Consider the following 25689-nt stretch of genomic DNA (forward strand, 5'->3'; position numbering starts at 1 on the left):
TAATTATTATTATTTTTTCAAATCATTCACATTTATTTATACGTAATTGTTATGGAAAATTTTAGTTTAAGACCAAAAGGAGATTTCACTTGGACTGCCAAATACAGAGAATTATATATTCTGACAGAACACTGGCTTTCAGATTTGAAATTCTATAAAGAGGATTTGCACTTTTTGTATCATCTTGTTGACAAATATTTCATTTCGCTCATTAACAAAGAAAATCTGGAAGAAATGAGAAATCTATCATCCGGTTTGTCCGAAACAAGCATAAACTGCGATAGACTACTTGAGAAAACATCCAAACATCTGACTCATTTAGCAGAACTAATTGATGATCCTTTTAAATATGATTCTCATAAATTTAGAAGCGAACATGAGGAATTAGAAAATGAGATTTCATTTTTTGTAAAAAAATTTCGAAAAATAAAAAAAGAAACTTTCACTGACATGGAACCAGTTATTCAAAAAGAAGTAAAAAAACTGACTCCTTAGGACAATCATAAGCCAAAAACAACTGAGTTAGGCGACAGTCAGAGTTGCTTGGAATAAATCAATATTTTAATAGATGGAATATTTTCTACATTGGAAAAGAAAGACTACAAAAAAACCACAGCAAAATCCAATTTTTGTTGTGGTTTTTTATTTTAAACGTGTCCAGTTTTACCAGGCAATCGGTCGATAATCTTTCAAGAATTTACCGCACCAGTGCTTTCCTGTATTGATTCCATCAAACAACGGATCCATTACTCGAGCTGCCCCATCCACGATATCCAGTGGTGGTTGAAAATCCTGTTCTTCTTGCTTTCTTTTAGCCAGTTCTGCTGGATCTTCATCGGTTACCCAACCCGTATCGACGGCATTCATAAAAATTCCGTCTTTTGCAAGAGTTCCTGCAGCAGTGTGTGTTAGCATATTCAAAGCCGCTTTGGCCATATTGGTATGTGGGTGTCGGTCTTCCTTGAAATCACGGTAAAATTTCCCTTCCATAGCCGAAACATTAATGATGTGTTTTTTACCAGTATTGTCTTTCTTCATCACTTCCGAAAGACGATTACACAACACAAAAGGCGCAACCGAATTCACGAGTTGCACTTCAATCATTTCGGTAGTTTCAATTTGACCTAATTTTAATCGCCAACTGTTTACTTTTCGCAAATCTACCTGCTGCAAGTCGGCATCAAGTTCGCCTTCGGGAAAAACTTCTTGTGCGACCAAAGTATTGTCAAACGAATACGGAATCTGCGATAATTTGGCGGAAGCCCTTAAACCAATTCCTGGTTCCGGTCCGTGCCAAGTTACAGGCATATTTTGATTCGAAGAAGCTCCCGTGGTCAATACTTTTAATTCATCCAAACAATTGGTATGATCCAATAATAAATCTTGTGCTTGCTGTGGCAAAGAAGCAATTGGACGCTCTTCATTTTCCATTAAATGAGTATAAAAACCCGCAGGTCTTCTCACGGTTTGCGCCGCATTGTTGATCAGAATATCCAATCGACCGTATTTTTGCTCTATGAAATTGCAAAAAATCTCCACGCTCGGAATATGTCTTAAATCCAATCCGTGAATTTTCAAGCGGTGCCCCCACTCCATGAAATCATCTTCCTTAGAAAAACGCAAAGCCGAATCCACGGGAAAACGAGTTGTAGCAATTACAGTCGCTCCGCCTCTCAAAAGCATTAAAGTAATATGATAACCAATTTTCAAACGAGAACCTGTAATCACAGCAATTTGTCCTTTTACATCGGCAGTTTGGAAACGTTTGGCATAATTAAAATCGCCGCAGTCCGGACACATTGAGTCATAAAAATGATGCATTTTAGTAAACTCCGTTTTGCACACATAACATTTTCTGGGCGTTTCGAATTCCAACTGTTCTTTGGAAGCTAAATCATGGGATACCAAAAGTTTTGGAGCTATAAAAACACTCGCTTCCCGAGCCGAACGAATTCCGGTTTCCTTGCGGGCCGTTCGGTCCTTCTTTTCCTGTTTGCGTTTGGCTACCGCTTTCGCGTCCTTTTTTCTTTTAGCAAACTCATCTCTATTGGGACGTGAAAATTGTCCAGCTGCTTTGATTAAAGCGGTTCGCTGCTCTTTTGGTATTTCAAAAATCTGATCTGTATCGTTATTCAATTGCGTCAAAATAGTGATGCATTGATTTATATCTTTCAATGTTATTGCGTTCCTGTCCTCTATTATTTCCTCCATCATCATAAAAAAATCATTGCTATTATTGGCATAAATTATAAGGGCGCAAATATAGTCTTTTAAAGTCGTAAAGTTTTAAAGTCATAAAGTCGAAAGTCCAAACTATGCCGATATTCTTAAAATTGTGAGGCTTTACAACTTTCCACTTTAAGACTTTGGACTTTGGACCAATATCTTAGTATCTTCGCCAATACTTTGCAAAACCCTGATTGAGTTTTTATGTTATTTCAAATAAAATCCTATTTACAATTTCTTTGGCATTCCAAAAACGAACATGCTGTACATTCACCTTTTGTATTTAGCTTACTGACCAAATGTTTTTATGACAAAAAGTTCAAATCGGAGTATAATGTTTTGAAAAATTACCGAAAAGACCTTTTATTAAACAAAAACACCATTGAAGTTACTGATTTTGGAGCTGGTTCCCACGTTTTTAAATCCAATACAAGACAAATTGCCCAGATTGCCAAAACAGCAGGGATTTCGATCAAACGAGCTCAATTATTGTTCCGGATTGTGAATTATTTCAAACCTGAAAGTCTTTTAGAAATTGGGACTTCACTTGGATTAGCCACTTCTGCCCTAGCTTCTGGAAATCCAGAAGCAAAAATCACAACGCTGGAAGGTTGTCCTGAGACCGCCAAACAAGCTCAATTGCAATTGCAAAAATTCAATTGCAATAATGTAGAACTAATTGTATCCGAATTCAGTAGCTATCTTAAAAACAATCAGACATCAACCATCAACTATCAGCTAATCTATTTCGACGGTAATCATTCTAAAAAAGCTACGTTAGAATATTTCGAATTACTACTGCCTACGATAACCAACGAAACAGTATGGATATTCGATGATATTCATTGGTCTTCAGAAATGGAAGAAGCATGGAAAATCATAAAAAATAATCCAAAAGTTACAGTTAGTATCGACACTTTTCAATGGGGATTGGTTTTCTTCAGATACGAACAACCAAAACAACATTTTGTAATTAGAACTTAGATTTGTACATTTAAAATTCAAAATCACATTATGGATATCAAACAAATTTTTGAAAATAACCGAAAATGGATCATCAAACAACTCCAAACTGACGAACATTATTTTAAGAAACTCTCAAAAGGACAATCACCTGAATTTCTCTATATCGGTTGTTCGGATAGTCGAGTTTCAGCCGAAGAACTTATGGGACTAGAACCCGGAGAGGTTTTTGTGCATCGCAATATCGCCAATATGGTCCCCAATACAGATCTTAATTCCATGTCGGTTATCAATTATGCGGTAGTGCAATTAAAAGTTAATCATATTGTTGTTTGTGGACACTATGGTTGTGGCGGTGTACTTGCAGCCATGCAGCAATCGGATTTGGGTATATTAAATCCATGGTTAAGAAACATTAGGGATGTTTACAGAATCCATCAGAAAACACTTGACGCCATAATCAATGAAGAAGAAAAATATAAAAAACTCGTTGAATTGAACGTGCAAGAACAATGTATCAATGTTATCAAAACTGCCGAGGTTCAAAAAGCATTTAAAGAAAGGGGTTTGAGAGTATATGGATGGATTTTTGATATTCACAGTGGAAAACTAATCGACCTGAACATCAACTTTACCGAAATATTGAAAGACATTACCAAGATTTACAAGATATCAAATTAGCTTGGCCTAACACTATCAAAAATAGCTCGATAATTAATTTTTTTTTTAAAGGACCAAAAAATATTTTGTCAAAGGTTGCCAATTGAAATCAGCACAATTGATAACAAAAAAAAAGACAGTCACCCCCATGACTGTCAATTCCCATTTTGAATAATTAAATCTATAAAATTTCTAGAATAGAAGTTTTCAAAATACAAAGTTTGAATAGATAACCTACTAACTTAAAAACTTTTAATGAAACAAATTTACAGTATACAAATCAAAAGATAAAGTTAAAAATCGTTAAAATTCATACAAAATCGATTAAATACATATTTTTTTATATTTAACATTAATTTTCTTTTTAAATTAACATAAAATTAAACTGTTATTTAGATAAAAAAATGACAACCATTTCTGATTGCCATTTTACATTGAATCAATAATTAATTATTCTTTTGCTTTAGCCATTTCATCAGATTTGGCTCCCATTCTATTCAAAGTGTACATTGGCGCAAATTTCAATTTTAATCCAGCGATTTTTCTGTTATCACTTGAAGTAAGACCTTCATTTTCCACTGTATTTTTTCTACTGTCCAATGCTTCATACATCAACTTCACTTCGTCCCAATCCTCACGAGTATAACTGTCTTTATTTTTTTGAGCAGTATCTACAAATGATTGATATACACCAAGAATGTTTTTAGCATTAACCCAGTTAAAATTCATATCATTTCCTACTTTTCCTTCACCAAACAGTGCATTTCTTAAGCGCTGTTTTGGGTTGTCAGCAATTTTAGTTTGATTTGCAGCTTCTTCGTCAGCAATCATTTTAGCTTTCAATTCTTCATATTTAGCTCTACTAGCATTAATACGCTCTTGTGCTTTTATATCCTCTTTCAAATTCTGCAAAGCTGCTTCTGCTTCTGCATTTCGTAATTCATAAGTAGCTTGAATAGATTCCCAATTTTCTTTTGTCGCTACAGAATCCATTTTTCCTAATGAATCAACATAGACAACATAAGTTTCTACAGACTTCTCAGCTTGTATTTTTTTTTCATCCTTACAAGATGAAAATCCCACAGCAATTACTGCCATTCCAAATAATAATTTTCTAGTTTCCATAATATTTTGATTTGTTTTATATTTCTTCATCAAATTTACTTCAAGTGATATCATATCTAATTTATATGTGGTAATTATATAAACAATCAAAAAAATTCTGAAACAAATGCGAATTTCACAAACTAAAAGACTTAAACAATACAATAACAACATTTTAACACCATTAATCAAGATACATAAGCTTATATGGGCGTGACCCGTAGTCTCGTCCCAAAAGACGAGACTACGGGTCGTGCTGTTCGCTCCCGCTTTTATTGACTTACATCGCCTTTAAAGGCGATGTAAGTCAATAAAGAGCTCCACTTCCATCACTCACGCGAGCGACTACTAAAGAACAAAATTGATTTAAACAGACACTTCTAACATCAGAATGAATCTTATCCAAAATAATATTACATCCAATACGATTGTAACAAAAATACAACAGTAACTACTTATCATAAATCAGAAAGTCTTTTGTACTTTTAAAACCGAAAATCAACAATCTACACACGAGCCCAAAGGGCGAACTGGAGAAGCAATCCAATATTCTTATGAAAGACCCACTTATAAAAATAACCAATATCAAACGAGACTTTGTACTTGGAAACGAAATTGTATATGTATTAAAAGGTATTGATTTAGAAATTAATAAAGGAGAATATGTAGCCTTAATGGGACCGTCAGGATCCGGAAAATCAACATTAATGAATTTATTGGGCTGTTTGGACACCCCCACTTCTGGAACTTACATTCTAAACGGAAAAGACGTGAGTCACATGAAAGACGACGAATTGGCCGAAATTAGAAATAAAGAGATCGGTTTTGTTTTTCAAACATTCAACCTTTTACCCAGAACAACTGCACTTGATAATGTGGCTTTACCCATGATTTATGCAGGCTATTCAAAATCCGAAAGAAATACACGTGCCATCGAAGTACTGAATCAAGTAAATCTAGGCGACAGAATGGATCACCAACCCAATCAGCTTTCAGGAGGACAACGACAACGTGTGGCAATCGCGAGAGCATTGGTCAATAAACCTTCTATCATTCTTGCCGATGAACCAACGGGAAATCTTGACAGTAAAACTTCTTTGGAAATCATGAAACTTTTTGGAGACATACATGCCCTAGGAAACACAGTAATCCTAGTAACCCATGAAGAAGAAATCGCAGCTTATGCCCATCGTGTTATTCGATTGAGAGATGGAATAATTGAGAGCGATAGTGTGAAGGAGCAGTATCGTGAAGAAACAGTATATAAATAAAAATATTCAGTTTAAAACTTTTAGAATTATCCTCTAAATAATTCCCCAAAACCTTAGAACCTAAAAGCAAATGACAATTGGTTTACTTACCTGTGAAAAACTCCCCGATTTAACAATCTCAGATCAACAATTAATTCCAGAACTAGCTAAACACAACCTCATTGCAAAAGCGGTGATATGGAATGACAAAACCATCAATTGGAATGATTTTGATTACCTAATCTTTCGTAATACTTGGGATTACTTTGAGAAAGAAACCGAATTTAATCTTTGGCTCGACCAAATAGAACAATTGGGCATTAAAACACTCAATCCTATCGAAATCATTAAGCAAAATAAGCATAAATTTTATTTACGCGAAATGGAAAAGGAAGGGGTTTCAATTCTTCCCACTATTTTCATTGACAAAACCGAGCATCTGAATATTGCCGAAATAATTCCAAAACATTGGAAAAAAGCAGTTATAAAACCTGCTTTTTCTGCAGGTTCCTATCAAACATCTGTTTTTGATTTATTGGAAATCAAAAAAGTAAATAACGAATACACGAAAATAGCGCAAGAAAAAGAATTACTTTTACAGGAATTTATTCCCGAAATCCAAACATTAGGAGAAACCTCTTTTATCTTTTTCAATAAAAAATTCTCTCATGCCGTCAATAAAAAACCAATTGACGGTGATTTTAGAGTGCAGTCACAATTTGGAGGAAAATACACTTTAATACAACCAAGCCAAGAATTAATAGACAAAGCCCAAAAAGTCGTAAATACTTTTCATGACAAATTACTATACGCCCGAGTTGATGGAATTGTAATTGGTACTGAATTACATTTAATGGAAATAGAATGTATTGAACCCGATTTATATTTTGATATTAGTGAAGGCGCATTGAAACGGTTTGTTACATCAATAATAGAATTAATAAAGTAATTTTGTTTTTCAGACGAGCTGAAATCTAAATTCTAAATTCATAAATCTAAAATTAGAATGAAAGTATATACAAAAACCGGAGATAGCGGAACTACTGCTCTTTTTGGAGGAATGCGCGTACCAAAAGACCATGCCCGCATAGAAAGTTATGGAACTATAGACGAATTGAATTCCTATATTGGACTTATTCGTGACCAGGAAATAAACAGCCATTACAAAGAAATCCTAATTGAAGTACAAGACCGACTTTTTACCATAGGTGCTATTTTGGCAACTCCACCTGAAAAAGAAGTAATGAAAAATGGCGAACTTCGTTTAAAGAAACTTGGAATTGTAGAGTCTGACATCGAATTATTGGAAAATGAAATCGATACTATGGAAGAAGTGCTTCCGCCAATGACTCATTTTGTTTTACCAGGCGGTCACCAAACTGTGTCATATTGTCATATAACTAGATGCGTTTGTCGTCGTGCAGAGCGCCTGGCAGTGCATTTAAGCCATAATGAACCAGTTGCCGAAATAGCAATTAAATACTTAAACCGACTTTCTGACTATCTTTTTGTATTGGCACGAAAGTTGTCTTTAGATTTAAAGGCTGATGAAGTGAAATGGATACCTAGAAAATAGGCTTCAATTTACAGATGACAGTTTTCAGTTAAGGTATTTAGAAGAGATTTTCTGTTTTAAAATCTGGAATATTTTACCCAAAATGCGTTGTCTGAAAATACGTTCTTAATTTTAAAAAAAATAAATCATTTTTTACTTGTCTTTTTCAGTAAAAAATTTATTTTTGCACAAACTAAATCGACAAATATGTATTGGACATTAGAATTAGCATCCTATTTAAGCGATGCACCGTGGCCTGCTAACAAAGACGAACTTATTGACTACGCTATTAGAGCAGGAGCTCCATTAGAAGTAGTAGAAAACCTTCAATCAATCGAGGATGAAGGCGAGATATATGAATCAATGGAAGAAATTTGGCCAGATTATCCTACGGATGAAGATTATCTTTGGAACGAGGATGAATATTAAAAAAGTAAACCAAGAAAAAGTCTCAAAAGAGGCTTTTTTTTTGTTTAATTTTACACAGATATACAAGTTACATTAAATAGAAATAAAAATAAATCATGAGTTTCATAAACAGTATTATTAAAATCTTTGTTGGAGATAAATCTGAGAAAGATGTCAAAGCTTTACAACCGTATTTAAACAAAATAAAGACTTTTGAAAGCGTTTTGCAATCCTTGTCACATGACGAATTAAGAGCTAGAACAGCTTTTTTTAAAGAAAAAATAAAAGAAGCCCGTGCCGAAAAAGATGCCAAAATTGCCGCTCTTAAAGTGGAAGTAGAAGGTATTGAAGACATTGACAAACGCGAAGACATTTATCTTGCCATTGATGCTCTTGAAAAAGAGGCTTACGATATATCTGAGAAAACACTAATGGAAATTCTTCCTGAAGCTTTCGCGGTTGTAAAAGAAACAGCAAGACGTTTCAAAGATAACTCACAAATAGTAGTTACTGCTACGCCAAAAGACAGAGAACTTTCTGCCACAAAAAGTTACATTACACTTGATGGTGATAACGCTATTTGGGCAAACACTTGGAATGCTGCCGGTAAAGAAATTACTTGGGACATGATTCACTATGACGTCCAATTAATTGGCGGAATGGTTTTGCACGAAGGTAAAGTTGCCGAAATGCAAACAGGGGAAGGAAAAACATTGGTAGCGACTTTGCCATTATACTTAAATGCTTTGACTGGAAACGGTGTACATTTGGTAACGGTGAATGACTATTTGGCCAAACGTGATAGTACTTGGAAAGCTCCATTATTCGAATTCCACGGAATGACCGTAGATTGTATTGACAATCACCAACCAAGTACCCAAGGAAGAAAAAATGCATACAACGCAGACATCACTTACGGTACCAATAACGAATTTGGTTTTGACTACCTAAGAGATAATATGGCACATTCGCCTGAAGATTTAGTTCAAAGAAAACACAATTACGCTATTGTCGATGAGGTTGATTCTGTTTTAATTGATGATGCCCGTACACCACTTATTATTTCTGGTCCAGTTCCTCAGGGAGACCGTCATGAATTCAATGAGTTGAAACCAAAAATTGAAAATTTGGTGGCGTTACAACGTCAATTGGCAAATGGTTTTCTTGCAGAAGCTAAAAAATTAATCAAAGAAGGAAACACTAAAGACGGTGGTTTCTTATTGTTGAGAGCTTACAGAAGTTTGCCTAAAAACAAAGCGTTGATTAAATTTTTGAGTGAAGAAGGAGTTAAGCAGTTGCTTCAAAAAACTGAGAACTCATATATGCAGGACAACAACCGCGAAATGCCAAAAGTGGATGAAGCTCTGTACTTTGTAATTGAAGAAAAAAACAACCAAGTCAGCTTAACCGATAATGGTATCAAATTCCTTTCAGGAGATACTGACGCTGACTTTTTCGTGCTTCCAGACATTGGAACTGAAATTGCTTCAATTGAAAAGAAAAAATTGGACAAAGATGCCGAAGCAGAAGAAAAAGAAAGATTATTCCAAGATTTTGGTGTAAAAAGCGAACGTGTTCATACTTTGACGCAGCTTCTAAAAGCTTATACTCTTTTTGAAAAAGATGTGGAATATGTAATCATGGACAACAAAATCATGATTGTAGATGAGCAAACGGGACGTATCATGGACGGTCGTCGTTATTCTGACGGTTTACACCAAGCCATTGAAGCCAAAGAAAACGTAAAAATCGAAGCTGCCACTCAAACATTTGCTACCATTACATTACAGAATTATTTCAGAATGTACAACAAATTGGGTGGTATGACCGGTACAGCTGTTACTGAAGCTGGTGAGTTATGGGAAATCTACAAACTGGATGTAGTGGAAATTCCAACTAACAGACCAATGGCTCGTATTGACAAAGAAGATTTTATATACAAAACAACTCGTGAAAAATTCAATGCAGTTATTGAAGATGTAACCGAATTGTCGAATGCCGGAAGACCAGTTCTTATTGGTACAACTTCAGTTGAGATTTCGGAATTATTGAGCAGAATGTTAAAAATGCGTGGTGTAGCCCACAACGTATTGAATGCAAAAATGCACAAACAGGAAGCACAAATTGTTGAAGAAGCAGGAAAGCCAGGAGTAGTGACTATCGCTACCAATATGGCCGGTCGTGGTACCGACATTAAATTATCTCCCGAAGTAAAAGCTGCTGGAGGTTTGGCAATTGTAGGTACAGAACGTCACGATTCCCGTCGTGTTGACCGTCAGTTACGTGGTCGTGCTGGTCGTCAAGGAGACGTGGGAAGCTCTCAATTTTATGTTTCCCTTGAAGACAACTTGATGCGTTTATTTGGTTCTGAAAGAGTTGCCAAAGTAATGGACAGAATGGGACTCAAAGAAGGAGAAGTAATCCAACATTCGATGATGACAAAATCTATCGAACGTGCTCAGAAAAAAGTGGAAGAAAACAACTTTGGTGTTCGTAAACGTTTATTGGAATATGATGACGTAATGAATGCTCAACGTGAAGTAGTTTACAAACGTCGTCGTCACGCCTTGTTTGGTGAGCGTCTAAAATTAGATATCGCAAATATGCTTTATGATACTTGCGAATTAATTGTTGATGAAAGTAAAGCTAAAAACAGCTTTAAAGATTTTGAATTTGACATTATTCGTTATTTTTCATTTACATCTCCAGTTACACAAGAGGAATTCTCAAAATTAACCGAAATTGAAATAACAGGTAAACTTTATAAAGCGACCCTTGAATTTTATACTCAAAAAACAGAAAGAAGTGCCAGAGAGGCTTTCCCCATCATCAAGAATGTTTATGAGGACAGAGGCAATCAATTTGAACGCATCGTAGTTCCGTTTACAGATGGAATAAAAATGTTCAACGTAGTAACTGACTTAAAGAAAGCATACGAAACTGAAGGAGCTCAACTGATAGCCGATTTCGAAAAAAACATTACTTTATCTATTGTTGACGAGGCCTGGAAAAAACATTTGCGCAAAATGGACGAATTAAAACAATCCGTTCAACTGGCAGTTCACGAACAAAAGGACCCATTGCTTATTTACAAATTAGAGGCTTTTAACTTGTTCCGCGGTATGCTGGATAATGTGAACAAAGAAGTAATTTCTTTTTTATTCAAAGGTGATTTGCCTGCTCAAAATGCTCCTGTAATTGAAGAAGCAAGAATCGAGCGTCAAGTTGAAGATTATAAATTAAGCAAAGACGAAATTCCAAATAGTGAAAGTGCAAATCAAGAAGCTGGACAAACTCAGCAACGACAAGTTACCGAAACTATAGTTCGCGACCAGCCAAAAATAAACCGTAACGATACGGTAACGATCCAAAATGTAGCCAATGGGCAAAAACAAGAAATGAAATACAAGAAAGCCGAAAGTTTAATCGCTAGCGGAGCTTGGGTTTTGGTTTCTTAATAAAAAATAGATTTGAGTTGAATCCCCAATTACGAAAGTAGTTGGGGATTTTTTTTATTCCTACCTAACGATTCAAAATTATAAATCATCTAAAAAAAATCCAAAATAAGTTTATATTTGACTATCATAAAAAGTTCTTTACAGGGCTAATTCAGAAAAAAAATTGAATTGAAGTCTTTTTTTAGATCAATTTATGAAATATCAATCTATTCACTAACCTAAAAAACAACCATCATTTCGTAAATCAATGCATGAAACATCCAACACTACTCGCTTCTATCGACCAGAGCTTGATGCATTAAGGTTCTTTGCCTTTACTTGTGTCTTCTTTTTTCATTTTATGGACTATGTCCCTGTCGATCAAAAAACACAACCTATCTTTTATACCTTTTGTACCGCGGGAGCATTTGGTGTTCCTGTTTTTTTTCTTTTGAGTTCCTTTTTAATTGTTGAACTTTTGCTTCGGGAATTAAAGAAAACGGAGACAATAAATATAAAATCATTCTATACCCGCAGAATACTGCGCATTTGGCCACTCTATTTTGCGGTTTTTATTGGATTAATTATTCTTGGGCAATTCATACCCGGAGTGGCTACCAATAAAGTATCCGCTTGGTTGGCATTCCTCTTTTTTTATGGAAACTGGTATATATTTCATTTTGGATGGATTGGCGGTCCAATAGATCCGCTTTGGAGCATTGCCGTAGAAGAACAATTTTATATTGCAATTCCGTTATTAACCAAGATGGGAGGACGAAAACTACTGACCAAAGTAAGTATTGGTTTGCTATTGGTGTCATATGCTTTATGTGTTTATTATGCAAAATTGCAGTATAGCGGCGAAAGCGGACAATGGTTAAATAGTTTTTTCCAATTTCAGTTTTTTGCTGGAGGTGCTTTGCTGGCAATTCTCCTTAAAGGGCGAATTCCCGAATGGACAATCTTAATCCGTACTATACTATTTTTCGTTGCTTTGTCTTGCTGGTTTTTTGCCGTTTATGGATTTGGTGTAAAAAGTTATGATGGACATCCGACAATCTTTGGAGCAATTCTTGGTTGGTTATTGGTTTTGGGAGGTTCAATTCTATTTTTCTTAACGACATTGGGTACACCTCAAAAATTTATCCCAAAGATTTTTGTCTATTTAGGACGTATTTCATTTGGATTATATATGTTTCACTCGCTCGTTTTTCATCTTGTTTTTAATAATTTTAAGACCTATTGGGAAAAACCGCTTTTATTATTTCAATTTTCTTCAATAACAATATCTCTAATCGGTACTATACTCGTTTTTCTGATTACAATTATTATGGCCGGCCTATCGTATCGCTATTTTGAGCGCCCATTTTTAAAACTAAAGGAACGATTCGCAATCATAAATTCTCGCCCTGAGTGAAAATAAATTTTTCTAAAACGAATTAAAAAAATTAAATGAACATACCTTTTCAAACTATAAATTGGGACCAAATAGAAACTACTGAGCACAAAGGAACCACAGGAACAGCTTATTGGCAAACAGTTCTATTAGATGGGCTACGTATTCGAAAAGTCATTTATTCGGACAATTACAAAGCGGATCATTGGTGTCAAAAAGGCCATATTGTACATTGTTTGGAAGGTGAATTCAGTAGCGAATTAGAAAATGGAGAAATTTATAAACTTACCCAAGGAATGACCTACATTGTTTCGGACGATTTGAGTTCGCATCGTTCTATAACCACAAATCAAGTTACTTTATTAATTATTGATGGTGGTTTTTTGAAACCAAACAAATAAAGACAACATGAACAAATTAATTAGTAAGCTCATCAACTTCATCGATCTTCAAAAAGGAGAGGAAAACAAAAAAAAGGTGCTGGAAAACATTATTGGCAATATCTCTTTTCGAGGTTCCAATTTATGGATTTTGGCTTGTGCTATTGTTATTGCATCTGTGGGACTCAATGTTAATTCAACTGCTGTAATTATTGGAGCGATGTTGATTTCACCATTAATGGGGCCTATCGTAGGAGCTGGTTTTGGATTGGGAATGTATGATTTTGAATTGGTGAAAAAATCAATCAAAAACCTTGCGATAGCAACAATTGTAAGTTTAATCGTTTCGACGCTTTACTTTTATATCAGCCCATTCAAAGAGGTACAATCAGAACTCTTGGCACGTACTTCCCCCAATATTTATGATGTTTTGATAGCTTTTTTTGGGGGATTGGTTGGAGTTATTGCAGTTACCAGAGTCGAAAAAGGAAATCCAATTCCTGGCGTAGCTATTGCCACGGCTTTGATGCCTCCTTTATGTACTGCAGGTTACGGTTTGGCGACAGGAAATTACTTGTTTTTTGGAGGTGCTTTGTATTTGTATACGATCAATTGTGTATTTATATGCATTGCCACTTTTATCATTGTCAAATTTTTAAAATACCCTATTGCAAAGCAAATTGATTTGAAACATCAAAAACAGGTAAAACAAGGAATTACAGTACTTCTTTTAATCATGATTATTCCAAGTGTATATTTTGCCTATCGATTATTTGACGAAAAAAAATACAAACAGCGAACTGAAGAATTTATCGAAAAGGAATTTCCCCAAAAAGAATTTACTCTCATTTATAAAAAAACTAACTATAATACCAATCCAAAAATCATTGAACTGGCTTTTTTGTCCAAAAAATTCAGCCCTGTAGAAATTAAATCTTTCAATCAGAAATTAAAAGAATATGATTTAATGAATACGCAACTCTTAATCAAACAGGACACTTTTGATTTAAAAAACGACATCCTAAATACCATCAATATTCATAAAAAATCTGGCGCCGATAAAGACCAACTGATCAATGATTTACAAAAAAAAATTTCTAATTATCAAGTCAACAATACCAAGGTCAGTAATGAACTTTCAATTCTATTTCCTGAAATTAAACCAATTGCCATTACACAATATGCAAGCAAAGACAAAACTATTCCTGTGTTATTGTACAAAAGCAAAACAGAATTGAATTTGGTTACCAAAAGAAAATTGATGAATTGGCTCAAGCAAAGATTGGAAAAAGACAGTGTTGAAGTTTACAGGCAACGGTAATCCTCTAATATAGAATCAGAAAAAAGAGCTATCTTTACTAGACTAAATCAAATTTTAAAAACCAACTAAAAATATAGTATTATGTCAAAAAGTCAAGACGCAAAGAAAACCGTCAAAAAAGAGCCTCTTAAAACCGCAAAAGAAAAAAAGGAAGAGAAGAGAGAAAAGAAAAATAGCCCGAAAAGGGATTAATTTGCAGATCAAAGATTGCAGATGACAGAAAAAAGCAGTTTAAAAATAAAAATGAATTATCTTTAAACTGCTTTATGTATTAATCTAAATTGTCTAATTTTTATGCACTGAAATCTGCAGCCTGAAATCTGATTAGTTTTTCACTGGAATATTTTTCAAAATTTCCAAAACAAATTTCCAATATTTTTGGGCAGATGAAATACTAGCTCTTTCATCTGGTGAATGTGCACCATGAATCGTTGGTCCAAAAGAAATCATATCCATATCTGGGTAGTTCGTTCCTAGAATTCCACATTCCAATCCAGCATGACAAGCGGCTACATTTGGTTTTGCATCATTTTGTTTTTCATAAATGGAAACCAAAACATCTAATATTTCAGACTTAGGATTTGGTGACCACCCTGGATATGAACCTGAGAATTCCACTTCGCAGCCCATTAATTCGAATGCCGAACGCAAAGCATTGCCCATGTCAAATTTGGACGATTCTACTGAAGAACGAGTTAAACATTGTACAGAAAGTTTCCCCTCACCCACCGTTACCTTGGCAATATTATTCGAAGTTTCAACAAGATTGTCAAAATCCGCACTCATTCTATAAACTCCATTGTGAGCAGCATACATCGCTCGAACGAAGTAAAATTGTGCTATCGGTGGCATTACGGTTGTGGGAACAGTCTCCAATTTTTCGAATACCACTTCCAAATTAGGTTCCGTTGTTTGAAATTCTGCTTTGATTTCGTTTACAATTTGCTGCATATCAAATACGAAAGCCTCGTCGTAAACAGCTGCAATAATCACTTTCGCAGTACTTTCACGCGGAATTGCATTACGAAGACTTCCTCCGTTGATTTCAGAAATTTGCAATCCAAAATTATCAAAACCATCAAATAATAAACGGTTCATGATTTTGTTTGCATTCCCCAAACCTTTGTGAATGTCCATCCCGGAATGACCTCCGTTTAAACCTTTTACCTTAATAGAATAAGCAACTGATCCCTCTGGAGTTTTCTCTTCATCGTACTCTGCAGTAGCTGTAACATCGATTCCGCCAGCACATCCAATACCAATTTCATCATCTTCTTCAGTATCCAAATTCAATAAGATATCACCACGAAGAATCCCTCCTTTTAGATTCAAAGCACCGGTCATTCCGGTTTCCTCGTCTATGGTAAACAAAGCTTCAATCGCTGGGTGCGGAATATCTTTACTTTCCAAAATTGCCATAATAGTTGCCACACCAAGACCGTTATCGGCACCAAGGGTAGTTCCTCTGGCACGAACCCAATCCCCGTCTACATACATATCGATTCCTTGAGTATCGAAATCAAAAACAGTATCTGAATTTTTTTGATGTACCATATCCAAATGACCTTGCAATACAAGTGCTTTTCTGTTTTCCATACCTGGAGTTGCAGGTTTACGGATAATTACATTTCGGATTTCGTCTTCAAAAGTTTCTAGTCCCAAACTGGTACCGAAGTTTTTCATAAACTCAATTACACGTTCTTCTTTTTTGGAAGGACGAGGTACCGCATTCAAATCGGCAAATTTGTTCCAAAGTGCTTTTGGTTCTAGATTTCTTATCTCTTGACTCATTTTGTTGTATATTTTTTAATTAAAAACCTTTAAAATAATAAAACCTCAAAGTTACAAACTACTATGCTAGTTTTATAAAAGTTTTAATTTATTTTAAAATAAATAATCCGTCAAAATTTGTTTCTTTACAATACAATTTATAAAAAATGAAACGCAGTTATATTCTTCCTTTATTCTTATTGATTCAAATTATAATCCTAAAAATTATTCAATTTTTTCCGGAATACGTAGAACATTTTTACAGCAATGGAATTTATGTATACATTTCTGAATTTTCAAGAATAATTTTGGGAAAATTTCCATTTTCGATGGGAGATTGCTTGTATTTTATATTGATTGTTTTACTAGCAAAATGGTTTTGGACAAAAAGAAAATCGTGGAAGGAAGAATGGAAAAACAATCTATTATCTGTTTTGAGTGTTTTATCAGTTTTTTATTTTTTCTTTCATATTAATTGGGCATTGAATTACTACCGAGAACCGTTGTTTGAAAAAATGACGATTGAAAGAGATTATACCGATGCGGATTTATTAACTTTTACCAAAAAACTAATTACCAAAACGAATACCATTCAATATCTAATCACAAAAAATGACAGCTTGAAAGTGGTATTCCCGTATTCTCAAGATCAGGTTTTTGAAATGAATCAAAATGGATACAAAAATTTATCGAGGGAATATGACTTTTTTACTTACTCGCATTTGAGTATCAAAAAATCTCTTTTCAGTTTGCCTTTGACTTATATGGGCTTTGGTGGTTATTTAAATCCGTTTACCAATGAAGCTCAGGTCAATTATTTGGGTCCAATGTACAGTTTTCCAATGACAACTAATCATGAAATGGCACATCAGATGGGTTATGCCAGCGAAAGTGAATGCAATTTTATTGGCTTTTTGTCTTCGATAAAAAATGATAATCTGTATTTTCAATATTCGGGATATAGTATGGCTTTGCGCTATTGTCTGGGTAATTGGCAAGTACGAAACGAGAAAACTTTGAAAAAGTTACTCAAAACTGTTCATCCTGGCATTTTGAAAAACTATCAGGAGAGTGAAGATTTTTGGGAACAATACCAAACCCCAATTGAAACGGGATTCCATGCTTTTTATGACCGCTTCCTAAAAATTAACCAACAAAAAGATGGCATGGACAGTTATAGCAAGTTTGTGAATTTGATGGTGAATTATTATAAAGAAAGGCCTTTTTGAATTATAATTTTTGGGATATGAATTGCTTTCGTTTCCTTTGGAAAGGTCTTATTAAAAACTATATTTCTGGATTTAGCCCCGATTGAAGTAAAAATCCTTCCGATTTTTTTTCGGAAGATTGCAACGAAAAGCGGGAGAAATGTTGTTATGAACGATTGATTTGTGCTCCAAATTATTATGTTTATTTTAAATAAAAAAGCGCTGTTTTGTAACAAAATGTGCGGGCATCGTACTAATGGAATATGAGTGAAAATCTAGAACCTTCTTTTGTCAAGCAATTGCAAGAAAACCAGAATATAATCCACAAGATTTGTCGATTATATACTGCTGGTGAGGATGCGCATAAAGATTTGTTTCAGGAAATCACGATTCAGTTGTGGAAAGCTTTTCCAAAATTTAGAGGGGAAAGTAAATTTTCGACTTGGGCATATCGAGTCGCCCTGAATACGGCAATTACTTTGTATCGAAAGAGTAAGCGCAGCATTGCAACAGTTGAGTACGAAGGAAGGCAACATTTTACGCATGACATAGAATATAATTATGAAGAAGAAGAGCAGTTAAAATTGATGTACCAAGCAGTTTATCAGCTTAATGATATTGAAAAAGCGTTAGTATTTATGTATTTGGAAGACAAGGATTATACCGAAATATCGGAAACTTTAGGGATTAGTGAAGTGAATGCAAGGGTAAAAATGAATCGTATAAAAGGGAAATTAAAAAAAATATTAAATCCATTAGGCGTATGAAAGAGTTGGATTTATTAAAAAAAGACTGGAAAAAGAACGAAGCTTCTTTTGAGCAGGTATCGGAAAATGAAATTTATAAAATGATTCATAGAAAGTCGTCTTCGGTAGTGAAGTGGATTTTTATAGTGAGTATCATAGAACTTGCATTAGGATTGGTATTGGGATTGGCTTTATCGTTTACCAAATACGACGAGAAAAATGTGGAATTAATTAAACATTTGGGTGTTTATAGCTACTATATAGCCGCTACCGTAATCCTTTATGTCGTTATTTTGTACTTTATTTTTAAGTTTTACACCATGTACCGTAAAATTGCGGTTGATGATAATACAAAAAAACTTATTTCAACGATATTGAAAACAAGAAAAGTGGTGAAGCAATACATTGCGTTTAACCTATCGTTTTTTGCTTTGTTTTTTATCGTTTTTGGAGGTTATTTATTTTATGAGGGCTATTTGGAAGGCGCATCCAAAAACGGCGTTATTCACCCTCAAATGCCTTTAAACATTGCCTTGATATCATTCATAGTATTAATTTTGGCTACAGCAATTTTTACTTTTGCATTCTGGTTGATTTATAAATTAATCTATGGGATTTTATTAAAGCGTTTGCAGAATAACTTCGAAGAATTGAAGAAAATTGATTTATAAAAAAAAGAGACAAATGTCTCTTTTTTTTTAATATTCCCATTGTCTCTTTTTATTCAGTTCCTCTTGCTCCTGTAATTCTTCTAGTGGAATCACTTTTAGGAAAGATGGATGTTGTTCAATGGCATATTCTACCATTTCAACAATTTCATCAATGGAATCGTTATCATAATCAATAGCCAAAGGTTCTTTGATTACAAGTGACTGAAGAATTCCTTTCTTTTTCATATAAAGCCCCTTCTTGCAAAACGAGCGTCGAAATCCATCAATTACTATAGGAACAACTATAGGTCTGTGTTGTTTTATAATGTGTGCAGTTCCTTTTCGAACCGGCTTAAAAGATTTGGTCGTTCCCTGCGGAAAAGTAATTACCCAACCATCTGCCAATGCTATTTTAATATTTTCTGTGTCATTTGGATTCACATCCTTCTTCTCTTTTACATCTTCCCCTTTCGCACGCCAAGTTCGTTCTACCGAAATCGCACCAGCATAAGCCATGATCCGAGGCAGTAAGCCTGCTTTCATAGTCTCTTTGGCAGCCACATAGTAAATATTCAATTTAGGGTTCCACATATACCAGACATTTTTTATGGAATCTTCTCGCCCACTTAAACTGGCATTAAAAACATGAAACATGGCAGTTACATCTGCAAAATAAGTTTGATGATTGGAAATAAAAAGAACGTTTGTATCAGGAAGTTTTTTTATGATTTCTGAACCTTCAATTTGCAATTCATTAAAACCACGATAACGTCTGTGACTGATAAACCCGAAGATTCTAATCAACCATTTTTTTATAAATAGTATATGTCCAAACGGATTTCGTTTAAATAATCCCATAAGATTGTTTGTTTGTTTTTAGATTTGGGATTGCAAAATTACGATTATTTTTCCTTTTTTAATATTAAAAAGTATTGCTTTTAACAAAATAGACCATTCAAAAATTGACTTTATTCAAAACAGAATTCAAAACAATTTTTAATTCACTTAACATCATAGCGGTTGCTCCCCAAACAATGTGACCATCAATTTTGAATGCAGGTACCTCAATGGATTTGGCATATGAAGTCGTCATTTGAGCATTGATTACAATAGAATCACTTAAAAAAGAACTTAATGGTAATTCAATAATGTCAGCTACTTCTTTAGGGTCTGGATAAAAGGCAATTTCATCTCTGCAAATTCCCAAAAAAGGATAAACCATAAAATTGCTTGGAGGTATGTATAAATGAGTAAACGCTTTTAGGACTTCTATTTTTTCCCGATGAATCCCAATTTCTTCGAAGGTTTCTCTTAGTGCAGTCTGCATAAAATTGTCATCTTCCTTTTCATACTTTCCGCCAGGGAAAGCTATTTGGGAAGAATGCACCCCTTTGTATGAATTTCGTACAATCAAAACCAAATGTGTTATACTCTCTTTGGGATAAAATAACATCATGACTGCAGCGTTTCTTGGCTTTATCTCATCAAAATTTATTTTTCTAGTAATCTCACGGCGCTGTTGGGGTACCATAACATTATGAGCTGCCTCTCCAGGAAGATTTACTGCACTCAAATGAGGAACAATTTGTAAAAAATCTTGAAAATTCATAATCAAAGGTTATTTTTGCAAATAAATAATATCTAAATATACTTTAGAAATAAGTGCCAAACAAATTTTAAACAATCAAAACCAATAATATGTACAGCAAAGAAGAAAATCAAAAACTAAAACATGAATTTTGGGTTGATTTTGCTCAAAAATACCCAAGAAAATGGGTTTTGTATGATACTAAAATAAAAGATTTTTCCTTTAAATTTTATGTCGAAAATACCAAGGCTCAAGTACAGATAGATATCGAAATGAGAAATGCAGATTTGCGTATGCAATATTTTGATAAACTCCAAGCGTTAAAAAACATACTTGAGGAAGAATTTGTTAAAGATTTGGTTTTTGAAAAAAATCACACCTTAGAAAATGGAAAAACCATTAGCCGTATTTGGGTCGAAAAAGGGAATGTAAGTGTCAGCAATCGCAAATATTGGAATGAAATATTTGATTTTTTCCATGAAAAAATGAATGCCTTGGAATTATTCTATTTAGAGTATGATGAATTTATAAAAGACATTGAAAAATAAGTTTTTATATTTTGTAAATTGTTAATCAAAAAATATTCAAAATGGATTTATTTAGAGAAACAAATGATTGGGAAAACAAATTACTTCCAATTCTGGAAAGATACAAGGGCCGAAAACATCCGTTAGATTATCAAAACCTTTATCAATTAGTCGTCATGGTAGTTCTTTCGGCTCAAGATTCGGATGCCAATGTTAATAAAATAGCGCCAGCCTTGTTTGAAATTTTTCCGAACATGGAAAGTTTGGCTGTTTCGAATGTCGATACATTGATTCCCTATATTTCCAAAGTTCGAAATTTTGGCACCAAAGCCAACTGGCTAATCGATATTGCGCAAACAGTTCAAAAAGACGAAAATATTCCTTTAACAATGGAGAACTTAACCGCTTTAAAAGGAATTGGACGAAAATCCGCCAACGTTATTATGCGAGAAGCAGGAGTTCGCGCAGAAGGAATCATTGCCGATTTACATGTCATTCGTGTATCTCCAAGAATTGGATTAATACCGGAAACACAAGACGGTAACAAAGTCGAAAAACTACTCATGCAAATTCTACCAAAAAACATTTGGCGAGAAATTGGCATGGCAATTTCATTTTTGGGCAGGGAAATTTGTAGACCAAAACCAAAATGTGAGGAATGTCCAATTAATACAATTTGCCTATACTATAAGACTAATCTGTAGAAAAAAAACAAAAAACACACTCTCTTTTAACACTTCCTCATCTTCATTCAGTACATTATGGCATGCCCACGAGGGCTGGGGTTGTCCATTATATCTGTACTTTTTCTAAAAGAGAAAAAGTAAAGGATGCCATTTCCATCCCTCATGCGATTGCATTTTAAAATAACTATTTTTTTCTTGTTCAAATTATCCAATCTTTTTGCTTAATCCCCAACTTTTGCAACTGATTCCATTTGCAACTGATCCCTAGATTTTCAGTTTTTATAAAATCTATTCTTTTAAACCTATTGCAAAACAAAAAACCCCTCATCGTTAGATGAAGGGTTTTATAAAAAAGGCAGCGACATACTCTCCCACATAACTGCAGTACCATCTGCGCAGGCGGGCTTAACTACTCTGTTCGGGATGGGAAGAGGTGAGCCCCGCCGCAATAACCACCTTAAGTCGTTACAATTGCTTTGGGCAATCATTGTAATGATGTTTATCTTTTTTGATAATCATCAATCACATAATATCTTAACATACTGAGATAAAGAACATAAAAAGTATTAGAAAGTTTCTTCTCCCGACCGAAGTCGGGAGAAAAGGTGTACATAAGCTTACGGGTTATTAGTACTACTCGACTATGACATTACTGCCTTTACATCTATAGCCTATCAACGTGGTCATCTCCCACGACCCTTAAAAGAAATCTCATCTTGTGGTGGGTTTCGCGCTTATATGCTTTCAGCGCTTATCCCTTCCCAACGTAGCTACTCTGCGGTGCCCCTGGCGGGACAACAGATACACTAGAGGTTAGTCCAATTCGGTCCTCTCGTACTAGAATCAGATCCACTCAAATTTCTTGCGCCCACAGTAGATAGAGACCGAACTGTCTCACGACGTTCTGAACCCAGCTCGCGTGCCACTTTAATGGGCGAACAGCCCAACCCTTGGGACCTTCTCCAGCCCCAGGATGTGACGAGCCGACATCGAGGTGCCAAACCCCCCCGTCGATATGAGCTCTTGGGGGAGATCAGCCTGTTATCCCCGGCGTACCTTTTATCCTTTGAGCGATGGCCCTTCCATGCGGAACCACCGGATCACTATGCTCTACTTTCGTACCTGATCGACCTGTATGTCTCTCAGTCAAGCTCCCTTATGCCATTGCACTCTACGCACGGTTACCAAGCGTACTGAGGGAACCTTTAGAAGCCTCCGTTACTCTTTTGGAGGCGACCACCCCAGTCAAACTACCCACCAAGCAATGTCCCCCGAATTTCGGGGTTAGGCCTCAGATAAACAAAGGGTTGTATTTCAACAATGACTCCACAACGCCTGGCGACGCCACTTCACAGTCTCCAACCTATCCTACACATCATTTATCCAAGGTCAATACTAAGCTATAGTAAAGGTGCACAGGGTCTTTTCGTCCCACTGCGGGTAAACGGCATCTTCACCGTTACTACAATTTCACCGAGCTCATGGCTGAGACAGTGTCCAGATCGTTACACCATTCGTGCAGGTCGGAACTTACCCGACAAGGAATTTCGCTACCTTAGGACCGTTATAGTTACGGCCGCCGTTTACTGGGGCTTCAATTCAATGCTTCTCCGAAGATAACATCTCCTCTTAACCTTCCAGCACCGGGCAGGTGTCAGGCCCTATACTTCATCTTACGATTTTGCAGAGCCCTGTGTTTTTGATAAACAGTCGCCTGGACCTCTTCACTGCGGCCCCGATTACTCGGGGCGACCCTTCTCCCGAAGTTACGGGTCTATTTTGCCTAATTCCTTAGCCATGAATCTCTCGAGCACCTTAGGATTCTCTCCTCGACTACCTGTGTCGGTTTGCGGTACGGGTACTCATAATCTGAAGTTTAGAGGTTTTTCTTGGAAGCCCTTAGGCGCACTATCTCTTTGTCCGAAGACTCCGAGTACTATCGTATTTCCCCAAGCCGCGTGGATTTGCCTGCGCAGCTTATAGGTAGGTACTTCAACGAACTATTCCGTCAGTTCGCGGCGCTTTCATCACTCCGTCACCCCATCACAATTATAAGTAGTACGGGAATATTAACCCGTTGTCCATCGACTGTCCCTTTCGGGTTCGCCTTAGGTCCCGACTAACCCACAGCTGATTAGCATAGCTGTGGAAACCTTAGTCTTTCGGTGTGCGGGTTTCTCGCCCGCATTATCGTTACTTATGCCTACATTTTCTTTTCTAACCAGTCCAGCATGCCTTACGACACACCTTCAACCCTGTTAGAATGCTCCCCTACCACTTAGAGTAAACTCTAAATCCATAGCTTCGGTAATATGTTTATGCCCGATTATTATCCATGCTCGTCCGCTCGACTAGTGAGCTGTTACGCACTCTTTAAATGAATGGCTGCTTCCAAGCCAACATCCTAGCTGTCTGGGCAGACAAACCTCGTTCTTTCAACTTAACATATATTTGGGGACCTTAGCTGATGGTCTGGGTTCTTTCCCTCTCGGACTTGGACCTTAGCACCCAAGCCCTCACTGCACGGAAACATTATATAGCATTCGGAGTTTGTCAGGAATTGGTAGGCGGTGAAGCCCCCGCATCCAATCAGTAGCTCTACCTCTATATAACTTTGCGCCGTGCGCTGCACCTAAATGCATTTCGGGGAGTACGAGCTATTTCCGAGTTTGATTGGCCTTTCACCCCTACCCACAGGTCATCCGAAGACTTTTCAACGTCAACCGGTTCGGACCTCCACACTGTGTTACCAGCGCTTCATCCTGCCCATGGGTAGATCACACGGTTTCGCGTCTAACACTACTGACTAAAGCGCCCTATTCAGACTCGCTTTCGCTACGGATCCGTGGCTTAACCACTTATCCTTGCCAGCAACGTTAACTCGTAGGCTCATTATGCAAAAGGCACGCCGTCACCCCACGAAAGGGCTCCGACCGCTTGTAAGCGTATGGTTTCAGGATCTATTTCACTCCGTTATTCACGGTTCTTTTCACCTTTCCCTCACGGTACTGGTTCACTATCGGTCTCTCAGGAGTATTTAGCCTTAGCGGATGGTCCCGCCAAATTCAGACAGGGTTTCACGTGCCCCGCCCTACTCAGGATACCACTATCAATATCTTCTATTACTTATACAGGGCTATCACCTTCTATGGCTCTACTTTCCAGTAGATTCTAATTCTATCCGCATTAAATGTCGTGGTCCTACAACCCCAACATTGCCGTAACAACATTGGTTTGGGCTAATCCGCGTTCGCTCGCCACTACTTACGGAATCACTTTTGTTTTCTTCTCCTCCGCCTACTTAGATGTTTCAGTTCAGCGGGTTTGCCCACCTATCGGTGTACTATGTCTTCAACATAGTGGGTTGCCCCATTCAGGTATCTACGGATCAATTCGTGTGTGCCAATCCCCGTAGCTTTTCGCAGCTTATCACGCCTTTCATCGCCTCTGAGAGCCTAGGCATCCCCCATACGCCCTTATTTTGCTTATTGTACCAATCATTCAGTTAAGAATGACCGTTTTGTTTCGTTTTACTAAATAAATAGTAAAACTGCTTTCTACTTTTTATTATTTCTTATCTCAATATGTCAATGAACTTTTTTCATAGTGATTAGTCCTTAGTAATTAGTCATTAGCCTAAACTAATCACTATTCACTTTTTACTATTCACTAGAATAGTGGAGAATAACGGAGTCGAACCGTTGACCTCCTGCGTGCAAGGCAGGCGCTCTAGCCAGCTGAGCTAATCCCCCAATCTTTTTTAATTATGAATTGTGAATTATGAATTATGAATCAATATCCATAATCTCTCAAC

Annotated in this window: 21 protein-coding genes, 1 tRNA gene and 2 rRNA genes; 16 read left to right on the forward strand and 8 right to left on the reverse strand. The window is 36.0% G+C overall.

What is annotated here, in order from left to right; translation table 11 throughout:
- Positions 1 to 51 precede the first annotated feature (51 nt).
- Positions 52 to 495 (forward strand): hypothetical protein, encoded by a 444-nt coding sequence (locus tag DOS84_RS05165; protein ID WP_111409036.1) that lies wholly within the window; start codon positions 52 to 54, stop codon positions 493 to 495.
- Between the two features lie 168 nt (positions 496 to 663).
- On the opposite strand, the gene DOS84_RS05170 is transcribed toward DOS84_RS05165, so the two are convergent.
- Positions 664 to 2217, reverse strand: coding sequence for an SDR family NAD(P)-dependent oxidoreductase (locus DOS84_RS05170; protein WP_243636321.1), 1554 nt, complete (start codon positions 2215 to 2217; stop codon positions 664 to 666).
- Positions 2218 to 2430: 213 nt separating this feature from the next.
- On the opposite strand from DOS84_RS05170, the gene DOS84_RS05175 reads away from it, so the two are divergent.
- Entirely contained in the window at positions 2431 to 3210 is a 780-nt protein-coding gene (locus DOS84_RS05175; protein ID WP_111409038.1) for an O-methyltransferase, read from the forward strand.
- Between the two features lie 30 nt (positions 3211 to 3240).
- Entirely contained in the window at positions 3241 to 3870 is a 630-nt protein-coding gene (locus DOS84_RS05180; protein ID WP_111409039.1) for a carbonic anhydrase, read from the forward strand.
- A gap of 429 nt (positions 3871 to 4299) precedes the next feature.
- On the opposite strand, the gene DOS84_RS05185 is transcribed toward DOS84_RS05180, so the two are convergent.
- Complete coding sequence (locus DOS84_RS05185; protein ID WP_111409083.1) at positions 4300 to 4974, reverse strand: hypothetical protein; 675 nt, start codon at positions 4972 to 4974, stop codon at positions 4300 to 4302.
- A gap of 533 nt (positions 4975 to 5507) precedes the next feature.
- Between DOS84_RS05185 and DOS84_RS05190 the strand changes: the two genes are divergently transcribed.
- From DOS84_RS05190 to DOS84_RS05225, 8 genes are all read left to right on the forward strand, one after another.
- Positions 5508 to 6224, forward strand: coding sequence for an ABC transporter ATP-binding protein (locus DOS84_RS05190; protein WP_111409040.1), 717 nt, complete (start codon positions 5508 to 5510; stop codon positions 6222 to 6224).
- A gap of 70 nt (positions 6225 to 6294) precedes the next feature.
- Complete coding sequence (locus tag DOS84_RS05195) at positions 6295 to 7152, forward strand: ATP-grasp domain-containing protein (RefSeq protein ID WP_111409041.1); 858 nt, start codon at positions 6295 to 6297, stop codon at positions 7150 to 7152.
- Positions 7153 to 7209: 57 nt separating this feature from the next.
- Positions 7210 to 7779 (forward strand): cob(I)yrinic acid a,c-diamide adenosyltransferase, encoded by a 570-nt coding sequence (locus tag DOS84_RS05200; RefSeq protein WP_111409042.1) that lies wholly within the window; start codon positions 7210 to 7212, stop codon positions 7777 to 7779.
- 186 nt (positions 7780 to 7965) lie between these two features.
- Positions 7966 to 8187, forward strand: a complete 222-nt coding sequence (locus tag DOS84_RS05205; RefSeq protein WP_007138072.1) for a DUF2795 domain-containing protein — start codon at positions 7966 to 7968, stop codon at positions 8185 to 8187.
- 95 nt (positions 8188 to 8282) lie between these two features.
- Entirely contained in the window at positions 8283 to 11624 is a 3342-nt protein-coding gene (secA, locus tag DOS84_RS05210; RefSeq protein WP_111409043.1) for a preprotein translocase subunit SecA, read from the forward strand.
- A 247-nt stretch (positions 11625 to 11871) separates the two neighbouring features.
- Positions 11872 to 13020, forward strand: a complete 1149-nt coding sequence (locus tag DOS84_RS05215) for an acyltransferase family protein (protein ID WP_111409044.1) — start codon at positions 11872 to 11874, stop codon at positions 13018 to 13020.
- A gap of 35 nt (positions 13021 to 13055) precedes the next feature.
- Positions 13056 to 13400, forward strand: a complete 345-nt coding sequence (locus DOS84_RS05220; protein ID WP_111409045.1) for a DHCW motif cupin fold protein — start codon at positions 13056 to 13058, stop codon at positions 13398 to 13400.
- A 7-nt stretch (positions 13401 to 13407) separates the two neighbouring features.
- Positions 13408 to 14700, forward strand: coding sequence for a DUF389 domain-containing protein (locus DOS84_RS05225; RefSeq protein ID WP_111409046.1), 1293 nt, complete (start codon positions 13408 to 13410; stop codon positions 14698 to 14700).
- A 324-nt stretch (positions 14701 to 15024) separates the two neighbouring features.
- On the opposite strand, the gene DOS84_RS05235 is transcribed toward DOS84_RS05225, so the two are convergent.
- The gene (locus tag DOS84_RS05235; RefSeq protein WP_111409047.1) at positions 15025 to 16491 is read right to left on the reverse strand and encodes an aminoacyl-histidine dipeptidase; all 1467 of its coding nucleotides are present in this window, start codon (positions 16489 to 16491) and stop codon (positions 15025 to 15027) included.
- 146 nt (positions 16492 to 16637) lie between these two features.
- Here DOS84_RS05235 and DOS84_RS05240 point away from each other — a divergent pair, with 146 nt between their 5' ends.
- The 3 genes from DOS84_RS05240 to DOS84_RS05250 all read left to right on the forward strand — a co-directional run bounded on the left by DOS84_RS05240 (position 16638) and on the right by DOS84_RS05250 (position 19095).
- Positions 16638 to 17699, forward strand: a complete 1062-nt coding sequence (locus DOS84_RS05240) for a DUF3810 domain-containing protein (RefSeq protein ID WP_111409048.1) — start codon at positions 16638 to 16640, stop codon at positions 17697 to 17699.
- Between the two features lie 242 nt (positions 17700 to 17941).
- Positions 17942 to 18445 (forward strand): RNA polymerase sigma factor, encoded by a 504-nt coding sequence (locus tag DOS84_RS05245; RefSeq protein WP_111409049.1) that lies wholly within the window; start codon positions 17942 to 17944, stop codon positions 18443 to 18445.
- Positions 18442 to 19095: a hypothetical protein gene (locus DOS84_RS05250; protein ID WP_111409050.1), complete on the forward strand. Its 654-nt coding sequence runs from the start codon at positions 18442 to 18444 to the stop codon at positions 19093 to 19095. Before DOS84_RS05245 ends, DOS84_RS05250 begins: the two co-directional genes overlap by 4 nt.
- A gap of 27 nt (positions 19096 to 19122) precedes the next feature.
- Here the strand turns inward: DOS84_RS05250 and DOS84_RS05255 are convergent, their stop codons facing one another.
- Entirely contained in the window at positions 19123 to 19932 is an 810-nt protein-coding gene (locus tag DOS84_RS05255) for a lysophospholipid acyltransferase family protein (RefSeq protein WP_111409051.1), read from the reverse strand.
- Positions 19933 to 20029: 97 nt separating this feature from the next.
- On the reverse strand, positions 20030 to 20683 hold the full coding sequence (locus DOS84_RS05260) for an NUDIX hydrolase (RefSeq protein ID WP_111409052.1): 654 nt from the start codon (positions 20681 to 20683) through the stop codon (positions 20030 to 20032).
- Positions 20684 to 20772: 89 nt separating this feature from the next.
- Between DOS84_RS05260 and DOS84_RS05265 the strand changes: the two genes are divergently transcribed.
- A complete protein-coding gene (locus tag DOS84_RS05265; protein WP_111409053.1) occupies positions 20773 to 21210 on the forward strand; it encodes a DUF4268 domain-containing protein in 438 nt (145 codons plus the stop codon).
- A 41-nt stretch (positions 21211 to 21251) separates the two neighbouring features.
- Positions 21252 to 21893, forward strand: a complete 642-nt coding sequence (locus DOS84_RS05270; RefSeq protein ID WP_111409054.1) for an endonuclease III domain-containing protein — start codon at positions 21252 to 21254, stop codon at positions 21891 to 21893.
- Between the two features lie 332 nt (positions 21894 to 22225).
- Here the strand turns inward: DOS84_RS05270 and rrf are convergent.
- From rrf to DOS84_RS05285, 3 genes are all read right to left on the reverse strand, one after another.
- Positions 22226 to 22335, reverse strand: a 5S ribosomal RNA gene (rrf, locus tag DOS84_RS05275).
- Positions 22336 to 22482: 147 nt separating this feature from the next.
- Positions 22483 to 25366 (reverse strand): 23S ribosomal RNA (locus tag DOS84_RS05280).
- A gap of 187 nt (positions 25367 to 25553) precedes the next feature.
- Positions 25554 to 25627, reverse strand: a tRNA-Ala gene (locus DOS84_RS05285).
- Positions 25628 to 25689 lie beyond the last annotated feature (62 nt).

This window comes from Flavobacterium aquariorum, from assembly GCF_003254745.1.
In the GTDB taxonomy this organism is placed as follows: Bacteria; Bacteroidota; Bacteroidia; order Flavobacteriales; family Flavobacteriaceae; genus Flavobacterium; species Flavobacterium aquariorum.